Origin of the sequence: Cupriavidus sp. H18C1 (genome assembly GCF_049311595.1) — a bacterium.
Classification (GTDB): Bacteria; Pseudomonadota; Gammaproteobacteria; order Burkholderiales; family Burkholderiaceae; genus Cupriavidus; species Cupriavidus cauae.
On sequence record NZ_CP186008.1, the window covers coordinates 3,142,083 to 3,154,122 of the forward strand.

Genomic DNA, 12,040 nt, shown 5'->3' on the forward strand with positions numbered 1-12,040 from the left:
TGCCTCTGGGCCTGCTCGGCTGGGCCCCGGCCGCCCGCTCCTCGGCTCCTCGGCTCCTCGGCTCCTCGGCCCGCCCGGCCCGGCCCCAAGGGCCTGCCGGCCGGCCCGGCCAGCCGCTCAAGCCGCCAGGATTGAAAAGATCGCCGGCCGCTTGTGCAGTTCAAGCCGGCCCGGCTGCCAGGCCGACAGCGGCTGCGTGACGATGGTCTCGCTCGGCAGCGTCAGGTCCACCGCGATCGACAGCAGCGTCGTGCCGGCGCAGCCGGCCTTCAGCGCCGCCAGCAGCGCATCGTTGCGATATGGCGTCTCGATCCAGACCTGGGTTTGCCGGTGCTTGCGCGACCATTGCTCCAGTTCGCGCAGGCGCTGCATGCGCTCGGCCGGATCGACCGGCAGATAGCCGTTGAACGCAAAGCTCTGGCCATTCAGCCCCGAGCCCATCACCGCCAGCAGGATCGAACTCGGCCCGACCAGCGGCCGTACGCGCACCCCGCGCGCATGGGCCAGCCGCACCAGGTTGGCGCCGGGGTCGGCCACCGCCGGCACGCCGGCCTCGGACAGCAGGCCGGCGTCGCGGCCCGCCAGCACCGGCGCCAGCAGTTCCGCCAGGGCCGCCTCGGGCGTATTGACGTTCAGCTCGCGGATCTCGATCTGCTGGATCGGCCGCGCCAGCGGGCAGGTCTGCCCGAGCTTCTTCAGGTAGGCGCGCGCGGTCTTGGCGTTTTCGGCCACCAGGTAGTCCAGGCTAGCGGCGATCTGCTGCACGTCGGCCGGGATCACGGCCGTCAGCGGATCGGCTTCGTCGCGTTTGCCCAGCGTGTTGGGAATCAGGTATAGCGTGCCGCTCATGGGCGGATGTCCTCGACAGCGAAGAGGGAAGGCCCGCGGAATCAGGCCGTGAAGAAGGGATAGCCCGCGTGGCGCAGCATGCTGGTCAGCGCGATCAGCGGCAGGCCGACGAGCGCGGTCGGATCGTCGGACTCGACGCGCGACAGCAGCGCAATGCCGAGTCCCTCCGATTTGGCGCTGCCGGCCACGTCATAGGGCCGCTCCAGCCGCAGATAGGCCTCCAGTTCGCTGTCGTCCAGCTCGCGGAAGGTCGCCTCGGTGCGCACGTCCTCCAGCTGGACCTCGCCGCTGCGGCCGTCCAGCAGGCACAGGGCCGAATGGAACGTCACGGTGCGACCGCGCATCCAGCGCAATTGCGCGAGGGCCTGTTCGTGCGAGCCGGGTTTGCCGACCTGCCTGCCGTCGAGCGTGGCGACCTGGTCGGAGCCGATCACCAGCGCACCGGGGTGGCGGGCCGCGATCGCCTCGGCCTTGCGGCGCGACAGGCGCAGCGCGGTCGCCTCGGGTGCCTCGCCCGGCAGCGGCGTCTCGTCGATGTCGGGCACGTCGATCTCGAACGGAATGCGCAGGCGCTCCAGCAGTTCGCGGCGATAGCGCGAGCTGGAGCCGAGAATCAGCCTGGGAGCCGCGGCGGGCGCCGCATGGGGGAGCCACTTCGGGGGGCCGCACCGGGCGCCGCATCGGGTGTCACAGCGGAAGACATATAAGTGTTTGAAGCGAAAGAGGAATGCGCAACGGGCAAAGCGCGTTCGGTTTTGACCGTGGCGGAGATTTCGACGTATAATCACGCGTTTTACCGCGCAGGCATCCGCCGCGTGGTGTCCTGCAGGTGCCAAAGTCCTCTCGATTTGGACTTTGTGCGGCGGCCTCGTCACTCGACGGTTGCGGCGGCGACAGGACCAGCGTTCAGCAGCATTGCCAGCGCCAGCTCGGTACAAGGTAGAGAGGCGCACTCAGCGACATGACTCAGCCCATCGACTTGCAAGCGTTCGATCTCTTCGAGTTCTGCCGGTCCTCGGGCTCGGCGGCCGGCGAGATCGCGGCGCGTGAATTGCCGCGCATCATAGCCGAGACCTCCGCCGAAGCGCCAGCCTCGGCCCCGGACGACCTGTTCCGCTACACCATGAGCGGTTCGGCTCAGGACGAAGCCGCCGAGCCCGGCAAGCCGGCGCGCCGGCGCCTGTTCCTCGATCTGGCGGTGCAGGGCGGCATGTGGCTGAACTGCCAGCGTTGCCTGGCGGTCTACGCCGAGCCGATCTCGACCGCGACGCGGTTCGAGGTGGTGGCCAGCGAAGCCGAGGCCGACGCCGCGCCGATGGACGACGACGAGATCGATGTCATCGCGGGCTCGCGCCGGTTCGATCTGCTGGCGCTGATCGAGGACGAGATCCTGCTGTCGCTGCCGGTGGCGCCGAAGCACGAGGTCTGTCCGGCGGTGCACGAGAGCCTGGTGACCGGAACCGACGGCAGCGTCGAGCCGGAACCCGAGGACGAACAGGAAGAAAAGCGGCCATCGCCCTTCGCGGCGCTGGCCAGTCTGAAGACGAAGCACTGACGCCCGGACATGGTCCTGGCGGCGCGCTTCGGCAGTAAAAACGTCGTACCCGTAATCAGCATCCGGCCGGGCCCGGCTACGCCTCGTGCGGGATGCGTGTGTTAATATCCGCAAATTCTCCAAGGAGTCATCATGGCTGTTCAACAGAACAAGAAGTCGCCGTCCAAGCGCGGCATGCATCGTTCGCACGATCACCTGTCCGTCGCGCCGCTGGCAGTCGAGCCGACCACGGGTGAGACGCACCTGCGCCACCACGTGAGCCCGAACGGCTACTACCGTGGCCGCAAGGTCGTCAAGACCAAGAACGACTGAAGCATTCGCTCGGCGTGACGCTGCGTCCCGCACGCGCTTGCAGGTAGAAGACATACAAAGAAGCGGCAAACTCCTTGCCGCTTTTTTGTTGGGCGCGGCAAGCGTGGACGCTGGCGCCGCTTTCCCTGCGAGGCCACCGCAGCGCGGATTCGGCGCCTCGCGCATCAGCAAACAATGACGATCAAACTCGCTATCGACTGCATGGGCGGCGATCACGGCGTGTCCGTGACGGTGCCGGCGGCGATCAGTTTTCTTGCCGCCCACGAGGATGCCGAGATGGTGCTCGTGGGGCGGCCGGATGCCATCGAGCCGCAGCTCAGGAAGCTGCACGCGCAGAACCATCCGCGCGTGACCGTGGTGGCCGCCACCGAAGTGATCACGATGGACGACCCGGTCGAGGTCGCGCTGCGCAAGAAGAAGGATTCGTCGATGCGCGTCGCGGTGACCCAGGTCAAGGAAGGCCGCGCCGACGCCTGCATCTCCGCGGGCAATACCGGCGCGCTGATGGCGGTCTCGCGCTATGTGCTCAAGACCCTCGAAGGCATCGAGCGCCCGGCCATCGCGACCACGATCCCCAACGAGCAGGGCTGGGGCACCACGGTGCTGGACCTCGGCGCCAATGCCGACTGCGAACCCGAACATCTGCTGCAATTCGCCCGCATGGCCGAGGCCATGGTGGCAGTGGTCGACCACAAGGAGCACCCGACGGTCGGCCTGCTGAACATCGGCGAGGAAGTGATCAAGGGCAACGAGGTGGTCAAGCGCGCCGGCGAACTGCTGCGCGCCTCGGAGCTTAACTTCTACGGCAACGTCGAGGGCAACGACATCTTCAAGGGCACCACCGACATCGTGGTGTGCGACGGCTTCGTCGGCAACGTGGCGCTCAAGAGCACCGAAGGCCTGGCCAAGATGATCGGCAGCATGATCAAGGAGGAATTCACCCGCTCCTGGTTCACCAAGCTGCTGGCCGGCATCGCGATGCCGGTGCTGACACGGCTGGCGCGGCGGCTCGATCCCGCCCGCTACAACGGCGCCTCGCTGCTCGGCCTGCGCGGCCTGGTGATCAAGAGCCACGGTTCCGCCGATGCCCACTCTTTTGAGTGGGCTATCAAACGCGGGTATGATGCGGCCAGGAATGGCGTCATCGCCCGTATTTCGCAGGCGTTCGCCAACAAGACGAGCACCGCGGGCACCGCATCCGCGGGCCAGGAGACGGACCCGCCGGACGCGGGTCGCAGCGCACACGCCGCATGATCCTGCCCTGCATCACCCAGGCAGCGGCGACGCCGGTGCCCCTGGTCCCACGCCCCGCGCGCCAGCACCGGCCAGGCCGGCATGCCGCCGCGCCGGGGTCGCGCTGAGTCCGGCAATACGATCCGACACCACATGACAAGCTACGCAAAAATCATCGGCACGGGGAGCTACCTGCCTCCGCGGCGCGTCACCAATCACGAGCTCGCGGCGCAGCTGGCCGAGAAGGGCATCGAGACCAGCGACGAGTGGATCGTCTCGCGCAGCGGTATCTCGGCGCGCCACTGGGCCGAGCCCGATGTCACCAGCAGCGACCTGGCGGTCAAGGCCGCCGAGCGCGCGCTGGAAGCGGCCGGCATCGATCGCCAGTCGATCGACCTGATCATCGTCGCCACCTCGACGCCGGACTACGTGTTCCCGAGCACCGCCTGCCTGGTGCAGCAGAAGCTCGGCATCACCAATCATTGCGCGGCGTTCGACCTGCAGGCGGTGTGCTCGGGCTTCGCCTATGCGCTCGCCACCGCCGACAAGTTCATCCGCAGCGGCTCGCATCGCAACGTGCTGCTGATCGGCGCGGAAGTGTTCTCGCGCATTCTCGACTTCAACGATCGCACCACCTGCGTGCTGTTCGGCGATGGCGCCGGCGCGGTGGTGCTGACGGCGTCGGACGAGCCCGGCGTGTTGTCCTCGGCGATGCACGCCGACGGCAGCCATGTCGACATCCTGTGCGTGCCGGGCAATGTGGCGGCCGGCAATATCACCGGCAATGCCTTCCTGCACATGGATGGCCAGGCGGTGTTCAAGCTCGCCGTCAGCGTGCTCGACAAGGTCGCGCGCGAAACGCTGGCCGCGGCCGATTTCCCGGCCGAGAAGCTGGACTGGCTGATTCCCCACCAGGCCAATATTCGCATCATGCAGGGCACCGCGAAGAAGCTCGGCCTGCCGCTCGAGCGCATGATCGCGACCGTGCACGAGCACGGCAACACCTCGGCCGCGTCGATTCCGCTGGCGCTGGACGTCGCGGTGCGCGACGGGCGCATCCGCCCCGGCCACCACGTGCTGATGGAAGGCGTGGGCGGCGGTTTCACCTGGGGCGCGGTGCTGCTGCGCATGTAATTCGCAGGCCGGTGCCAGGCATCGGCGCGCGGCGCGAGCCGCGCGACCGGATGCGTGATGGCGCACCGGCGATTCCATTTTCAAACCGATCGGAAACCGATGAAATTCTCATTCGTCTTCCCCCGGCCAAGGCTCGCAGTCGGTCGGAATGCTCAATGCCTTCGCCGACAACCCGGTGGTGCGCGCGACGCTGCAGGAAGCGTCCGACGCGCTCGGCCAGGACCTGGCGCGCCTGATCGCCGAAGGCCCGGCCGAAGAGCTGAACCTGACCACCAACACCCAGCCGGTGATGCTGACCGCCGCGGTGGCGATCTACCGCGCCTGGCGCGAGGCCGGCGGCCCGGCCCCGGCGCTGGTGGCCGGCCATAGCCTGGGCGAGTATTCGGCGCTGGTCGCCGCCGGCGTGATTCCGTTCGCCGACGCCGTGCCGCTGGTGCGCTTCCGCGCCCAGGCGATGCAGGAAGCGGTGCCGGTGGGCGAGGGCGGCATGGCCGCGATCCTCGGCCTGTCCGACGACGACGTGCGCGCCGCCTGCGCCGAGGCCTCGGCCGCCGGCGTGGTCGAAGCCGTCAACTTCAACGCCCCGGCGCAGGTGGTGATCGCCGGCGCCAAGGCGGGGGTCGAGAAGGCCTGCGAAATCGCCAAGGCCAAGGGCGCCAAGCGCGCGCTGCCGCTGCCCGTTTCGGCGCCGTTCCATTCCTCGCTGCTCAAGCCCGCTTCGGACCGCCTGCGCGAACGCATGGCCGGCCTGACGTTCTCGGCGCCGTCCATTCCGCTGATCAACAATGTCGACGTGGCGATCGTCAGCGATCCCGAGGCGATCAAGGACGCGCTGGTGCGCCAGGCCGCGGCGCCGGTGCGCTGGGTCGAGTCGGTGCAGAAGATGGCCGCCGATGGCATCACGCACGTGATCGAATGCGGTCCGGGCAAGGTGCTGGCCGGCCTGACCAAGCGCATCGACGGCAATCTGGTCGGCGGCGCGATCGTCGATCCGGCCTCGCTGCAGGACACGCTGGCGCTGGTGCGCGGCTGATTCCGGCGCACCGCAAACGGATACGGCAAGGCCAAGCGAACAAGGAGAAACAACGGGATGAGCAAGACCCTCGACAATCAGGTCGCGCTGGTGACGGGCGCCTCGCGCGGCATCGGCCGCGCGATCGCGCTGGAACTGGCCCGGCAGGGCGCGCTGGTGATCGGCACGGCCACCAGCGAGAAGGGTGCCGCCGCGATCGGCGAATACCTGGCCGCCGAGCAGCTCAAGGGCGCCGGCGCGGTGCTGGACGTCAACGACGCGGCGCGCTGCGAGGCGCTGATCGACGAGATCGTCAAGAATCACGGCGGCATCCATATCCTCGTCAACAATGCCGGCATCACGCAGGACCAGCTGGCGATGCGGATGAAGGACGACGACTGGAGCGCGGTGATCGACACCAACCTGACGGCGGTATTCCGCCTGTCGCGCGGTGTGCTGCGGCCGATGATGAAGGCCCGCGGCGGACGCATCATCAACATCACCTCGGTGGTCGGCTCGACCGGCAACCCGGGCCAGATGAACTATGCTGCGGCCAAGGCGGGCGTGGAAGGCATGACGCGGGCGCTGGCCCGCGAGATCGGCAGCCGCAACATCACCGTCAATTGCGTCGCACCGGGGTTTATCGATACCGATATGACCAAGGTGCTGTCGGAAGAGCAGCATGCCGCGCTCAAGACCCAGATTCCGCTCGGCAGGCTCGGTCAGCCGGAGGACATCGCCAACGCGGTGGCTTTCCTGGCCGGTCCGCAGGCGGCTTATGTGACCGGCACCACGCTGCATGTCAACGGTGGCATGTATATGAACTGAGGGGGGCGCGACGCCTTGGCGTCACCCCTTTTTTTAGAAGAACGGGCGCATTTCTTGCGAAAGACTGCGGACGGCATTTTCACGGGCCAAACCTGCTAAAATGCGCCCACTTTTTTGTCGAACTTCCCTGGAGGGCTAAATGGACAATATCGAACAACGCGTCAAGAAGATCGTGGCAGAGCAACTCGGCGTCGCCGAAGCCGACATCAAGAACGAATCCTCGTTCGTGAACGACCTCGGCGCCGACTCGCTGGACACGGTTGAACTCGTGATGGCGTTGGAAGATGAATTCGGCATGGAAATTCCCGATGAGGAAGCCGAAAAGATCACGACCGTGCAGCAGGCAATCGACTACGCCCCGGCGCACGTCAAGGCGTAAGCCTGTCGTATCCGGATTCCGGGCCACAGAAAACGGGCGAAGGGGTCGTCAGATCCCGTTGTGCCGTTTTCTGTGGCTTTCGTTTGTTCGAGCAAGCGGAGTTGCGGTGGAGCTGAACCTGGCTCCATCATCGGCCATCGCGCCGCCGAGCTGCCGGCCCGAGGTTGGGGCCGCCGGTCTGGCCGGCGGGTTGGCCGATGCGCCGGTCTGCCGGCGCGGCGGAATCGCCATGGCGCCCTCGCGGTGCCGCGGGCTGCCGCCCGTTCCGCCTTGCCTCATCCACCCGTAGGAAATCATAGTGAGCCGTCGTCGCGTCGTCGTCACCGGGCTCGGCCTTGTGTCTCCGGTCGGAAACACGGTTGCCGAAGGCTGGGCCAATCTGGTTGCCGGCAAGTCCGGCATTGCCACCATCACCAAATTCGATCACTCCGCGCTGGCCGTGCATTTCGCCGGCGAGGTGAAGGGCTTCAATGTCGAGGACTACATCCCGGCCAAGGAAGCCCGCCATATGGATACCTTCATCCACTATGGCATCGCGGCCGGCACCCAGGCCCTGCGCGACAGCGGCCTGGAAGTGACAGAGGCCAACGCCGATCGCATCGGCGTGCTGGTCGGCTCGGGCATCGGCGGCCTCCCCATGATCGAGGATACGCACGCGGAACTGACCAATCGCGGTCCGCGCCGGATTTCGCCCTTCTTCGTGCCGGGCTCGATCATCAACATGATCTCCGGCCACCTGTCGATCAACCATAACCTCAAGGGCCCGAACCTGGCCGCCGTGACCGCCTGCACCACCGGGCTGCACAGCATCGGCCTGGCCGCGCGCCTGATCGAGGCGGGCGACGCCGACGCGATGCTTGCCGGCGGTGCGGAATCGACCGTGTCGCCGCTGGGTATCGGCGGTTTCGCCGCGGCGCGGGCGCTATCGACCCGCAACGACGATCCGGCAGCCGCCTCGCGGCCGTGGGATGTCGACCGCGACGGCTTCGTGCTCGGCGAAGGCGCCGGCGTGATGATGCTCGAGGAATACGAGTCGGCCAAGGCGCGCGGCGCGAAGATCTACGCCGAGCTATCCGGCTTCGGCATGAGCGGCGACGCGTTCCACATGACGGCGCCGAGCACCGACGGTCCGCGCCGCTGCATGGTCAACGCGCTGAAGAACGCGGGCGTCAACCCGGACGAAGTGCACTACCTGAACGCGCACGGCACCTCGACGCCGCTGGGCGACAAGAACGAGTCCGACGCGATCAAGCTGGCCTTCGGCGAGCACGCCTACAAGATCGCGGTGAACTCGACCAAGTCGATGACCGGCCATCTGTTGGGCGGCGCCGGCGGCCTGGAGTCGGTCTTCACGGTGCTGGCCCTGCATCACCAGGTCGCGCCGCCGACGATCAACATCTTCAATCAGGACCCCGAGTGCGATCTCGATTACGTGCCGAACACCGCGCGTGAGATGAAGATCGACGTGGCCGTCAAGAACAACTTCGGCTTCGGCGGTACCAACGGCACGCTCGTCTTCCGTCGTGCCTGAAGCCGGCGCCCGCCGGCCGCTCCCCTTGCTTCCTGTCCCCGGGACGTCATCCGCAGCGTTGGCTGCTGGCGGCGTTCCTGGGCTGCGAGCTTGCCGCGCTGCTGTGGTTGCTGTGGCGGGCGGGGCAGGGTTGGGCCGTGGGCGAGACGGCGCCATTGTGGTGGGCGGTGCTGGCGGTGGCGGCCGTGCTGTCGGGCGGCCGCGTCTGGCGCGGAGCATGGCGGGCGGCGGCATGCCGCTTTGCCGGCATCGCGCCGGGCGGCTCGGCGGTGCAGATCGTCGTCGCACTGCCCGAAGGCGGCCAGGTGAAGGCCCATGTGGTGGCGTGCTGGCAGTTGGGCGGTGCCGCCGCCGCGCTTCGGCTGGCGCCTGTGCAGTCCGGTCAGGCTGCCGTGCCGCGCGTGCTGCTGATCGGAAGCCTGATGGGCAGCCTGGTTGGCAGCCCGATGGGCAGCGGGGGGCGTTCCGGAGGACCGGGACAGCGCCGCGGGTGCCCCGCGGCGAGCGATGCTGCGTGCGTTGCATGCGTCCTCGGGGCCGCTTTGACAACGATCGGCGGCCCAAGCGGTGCCGCTTAATGCATACTGACGCCCGGTGGCATTCGCCCCGGCTGTCAATACGCTTTTCGCTCCGCAGCGGTTTCGCGGGGTGCGGCGTAGGTAAAATACAACGTTTGTTTTGACAGCGATACCAAGAGATACACTGCAGGTGAACTATTCGTGAGCGAACGCGAAGCCGACCAGCTCCTTGTTGAACGCGTCCAGCAGGGCGACAAGCGGGCCTTTGAACTGCTGGTGGCCAAATACCACCGCAAGATCATCCGGTTGATCTCGCGTCTGGTCAGGGACCCCGCTGAAGTGGAGGATGTGGCGCAGGATGCCTTTATCAAGGCATATCGCGCCTTGCCCCAATTCCGCGGGGAATCGGCGTTCTACACCTGGCTGTATCGGATCGCTGTCAACACGGCGAAAAACTACCTGGCCACGCAGGGCAGGCGGCCCGAGGCGTCCAGCGACATCGATGCCGAAGAGGCTGAAACTTTTGCGGATGGTGAGCAACTAAGGGATATCAATACGCCGGAGTCGATGCTCCATACGCGCCAGGTGGCAGACACCGTCAACCGCGCGATGGAGGCCCTGCCGGAGGAATTGCGAACCGCCATCACGCTGCGCGAGATCGAAGGCCTCAGCTACGAGGAAATCGCCGAAGCGATGGGGTGTCCGATCGGTACGGTCAGATCGCGCATTTTCCGGGCACGCGAAGCGATTGCGGAAAAATTACGCCCGCTGCTGGGAACGGCAGAAGGCAAGCGGTGGTAGAAGTCAAAGACATGTCGTGCGGCCAGCGTTGCAGCCTGCTCCTGCATCGAGAAGCGACAGTATTGTGACGGGATTGTTCGGTGTTCGATGGTTATCGAGGGGTTGGAAATGGGTCAGGCTCACAGGCAATCGGTTCATGCGCCCGAGGCAGCGGAGCAGATTTCCGCATTGATCGACGGCGAACTGGCGCCGCATGAATTCGAGGCCGTACTGGCGCTCGCGAAAAGCGAGCCGGGCCAGGAGCAATGGTCGGTGTTCCAGTTGATCGGCGACACGCTGCGTTCCGAGGAACTGGCCCATGCCGGCTCGACCGCGGCCTTCGTGTCCCGCTTCGCCAGCCGTCTCGAGGACGAGCCGCATCTGCTGGCGCCGGCCGCGCTGGCCGATGCGCCGGTACGCCGCCACCGTCTGCTGCTGCGCCCGTCGTGGGTGCGCCGCGTGATGCCGGGCACCGCGATCGCGGCCGCCGTCGCGGCCGTCAGCTGGGTCGTGGTGCCGCAAATGCGCGATGCCGATCCGGCCGCGCCCGGCGCCATCGTCGCCAGCACCAGTGAAGGCGTCCCCGCGGCGCCCAAGGCCACCGGCGTGCTGACCGTCGCCGCCGATGCCGGCCAGATGATTCGCGATCCGCGCCTGGACGAGTACCTGCGGGCTCACCGGGTGTCCGTGACGACCAACGCCATGGTGCCGACCATGCGCAACGTCGCCAATAGTGCAAGCTTCTCTCAGGACAACACGCAGGAATAATGCCGGACATGCAAAAAGGATGGGCGCCCGCCCATGCAGCGGGCGCACAAGGAATAAGGGCCCTGAGGAGGTCCTTTTTTCTCGCCTTGTGCCTGACGGCCGCGGTGGCGACGGCGCAAACGCCCGAACCCACGCTGGCGCGCCGCGATGCCGCGGCCTGGCTTGGCAAGATCCACCGCGCCGCGCAGCGCGAAAACTACGTCGGTACTCTGATCTACCAGCGTGGCAGCGTCATGCATGCCTCGCGCATCCAGCATTTCAGCGACCTGGTGCACAACGAGTACGAGCGGCTCGAGACGCTCGACGGCAAGCCGCGCGAGGTCCTGCGCCAGAACGACATCGTCCATAGCCTGATCCCGGAAGCCAAGCTCGTGGTGGTCGAGCGCCAGGACGCCAAGGACCGTTTCCCGGCACTGCTGGCCACCAACAAGAGCGATGTGCTGGATCTCTACGAGATGCGCAGGCTGTCGCCCGAACGCGTGGCCGGCATGGAGTGCGAAGTCTTCTCGCTGGTGCCGCACGACGGCGCCCGCTATGCGGTCCGCCTCTGGGCCGAGAAGCATTCCGGCCTGCTGATGCGTGCGCAGACGATCGGCGAGGGCGGCAAGGTGCTCGAGCAGGTCGCGTTCTCGCAGATCGAGATCGGCGTGCCGTCCGAAAAGCAGAAGATCCTCGGCGCGATCAAGAGCGCCGGCAACTGGCAGCGCTACGAGATCAACTATCAGCCGGCCAATATCGCCGAAGAGGGCTGGCTGATCACGGTGCCGGTCAAGGGCTTCCAGAAGATCCGCGAGGTGCGTCGCCCGCTGGGCGATCTGCGCAGCGCGCAAGGCAGCGGCCGCGAACAGGTGTTCGAGGTGCTGCAGGTCGTCTACAGCGATGGCCTGACCGGGCTGTCGGTATTCATCGAGCCGGTATCGGATCAGCGGGTGCGCCGCGAGGGCGTTGCCTCGCTGGGCGCGACCCAGGTGGTGGTGCGCAAGGTCGCCGATTTCTGGATCACCGTCGTCGGCGAGGTGCCGGCGGCCACGGTCAAGCAGTTCGCGGCCGCGGTGGAATACCGCGCGCCCAAGCCACGCTGAGCCGGGATGCGGCGCGCGCCGGCGCGCCCGCCTGCACACGCCGGGCATTCTCCGGATGT

General features: G+C 67.1%; 13 protein-coding genes and 1 pseudogene. 12 read left to right on the plus strand and 2 right to left on the minus strand.

Going from position 1 to position 12,040, the window contains the following annotated elements; translation table 11 throughout:
• Positions 1-117: 117 nt before the first annotated feature.
• A complete protein-coding gene (locus tag OJJOAM_RS14505) occupies positions 118-849 on the minus strand; it encodes an SAM-dependent methyltransferase (protein ID WP_422648361.1) in 732 nt (243 codons plus the stop codon).
• Positions 850-890: 41 nt separating this feature from the next.
• Positions 891-1,466, minus strand: coding sequence for a Maf-like protein (locus tag OJJOAM_RS14510; RefSeq protein ID WP_422649605.1), 576 nt, complete (start codon positions 1,464-1,466; stop codon positions 891-893).
• Between the two features lie 344 nt (positions 1,467-1,810).
• On the opposite strand from OJJOAM_RS14510, the gene OJJOAM_RS14515 reads away from it, so the two are divergent.
• The 12 genes and pseudogenes from OJJOAM_RS14515 to OJJOAM_RS14570 all read left to right on the plus strand — a co-directional run bounded on the left by OJJOAM_RS14515 (position 1,811) and on the right by OJJOAM_RS14570 (position 11,981).
• A complete protein-coding gene (locus OJJOAM_RS14515; protein ID WP_422648362.1) occupies positions 1,811-2,404 on the plus strand; it encodes a DUF177 domain-containing protein in 594 nt (197 codons plus the stop codon).
• Between the two features lie 132 nt (positions 2,405-2,536).
• Positions 2,537-2,716: a 50S ribosomal protein L32 gene (gene rpmF / locus OJJOAM_RS14520; RefSeq protein ID WP_006577657.1), complete on the plus strand. Its 180-nt coding sequence runs from the start codon at positions 2,537-2,539 to the stop codon at positions 2,714-2,716.
• A gap of 174 nt (positions 2,717-2,890) precedes the next feature.
• Complete coding sequence (gene plsX, locus OJJOAM_RS14525) at positions 2,891-3,970, plus strand: phosphate acyltransferase PlsX (protein ID WP_149317030.1); 1,080 nt, start codon at positions 2,891-2,893, stop codon at positions 3,968-3,970.
• A 132-nt stretch (positions 3,971-4,102) separates the two neighbouring features.
• Positions 4,103-5,083 carry a beta-ketoacyl-ACP synthase III gene (locus OJJOAM_RS14530; protein WP_149317031.1) on the plus strand — a complete coding sequence of 327 codons (981 nt, stop codon included), beginning with the start codon at positions 4,103-4,105 and terminating at the stop codon, positions 5,081-5,083.
• 99 nt (positions 5,084-5,182) lie between these two features.
• A pseudogene (gene fabD / locus OJJOAM_RS14535) lies at positions 5,183-6,116 on the plus strand (ACP S-malonyltransferase).
• Positions 6,117-6,173: 57 nt separating this feature from the next.
• Entirely contained in the window at positions 6,174-6,923 is a 750-nt protein-coding gene (gene fabG / locus OJJOAM_RS14540) for a 3-oxoacyl-ACP reductase FabG (RefSeq protein WP_422648363.1), read from the plus strand.
• A 139-nt stretch (positions 6,924-7,062) separates the two neighbouring features.
• Positions 7,063-7,302, plus strand: a complete 240-nt coding sequence (acpP, locus tag OJJOAM_RS14545) for an acyl carrier protein (RefSeq protein WP_422648364.1) — start codon at positions 7,063-7,065, stop codon at positions 7,300-7,302.
• A 298-nt stretch (positions 7,303-7,600) separates the two neighbouring features.
• Positions 7,601-8,833, plus strand: a complete 1,233-nt coding sequence (gene fabF, locus OJJOAM_RS14550) for a beta-ketoacyl-ACP synthase II (protein ID WP_226107543.1) — start codon at positions 7,601-7,603, stop codon at positions 8,831-8,833.
• Between the two features lie 137 nt (positions 8,834-8,970).
• A complete protein-coding gene (locus OJJOAM_RS14555; RefSeq protein ID WP_422648365.1) occupies positions 8,971-9,411 on the plus strand; it encodes a hypothetical protein in 441 nt (146 codons plus the stop codon).
• A gap of 141 nt (positions 9,412-9,552) precedes the next feature.
• Positions 9,553-10,152 carry an RNA polymerase sigma factor RpoE gene (gene rpoE, locus OJJOAM_RS14560; RefSeq protein ID WP_006578764.1) on the plus strand — a complete coding sequence of 200 codons (600 nt, stop codon included), beginning with the start codon at positions 9,553-9,555 and terminating at the stop codon, positions 10,150-10,152.
• 108 nt (positions 10,153-10,260) lie between these two features.
• Entirely contained in the window at positions 10,261-10,899 is a 639-nt protein-coding gene (locus OJJOAM_RS14565; protein WP_226107547.1) for a sigma-E factor negative regulatory protein, read from the plus strand.
• 8 nt (positions 10,900-10,907) lie between these two features.
• Complete coding sequence (locus OJJOAM_RS14570; RefSeq protein ID WP_422648366.1) at positions 10,908-11,981, plus strand: MucB/RseB C-terminal domain-containing protein; 1,074 nt, start codon at positions 10,908-10,910, stop codon at positions 11,979-11,981.
• The last annotated feature ends 59 nt before the right edge of the window (positions 11,982-12,040 follow it).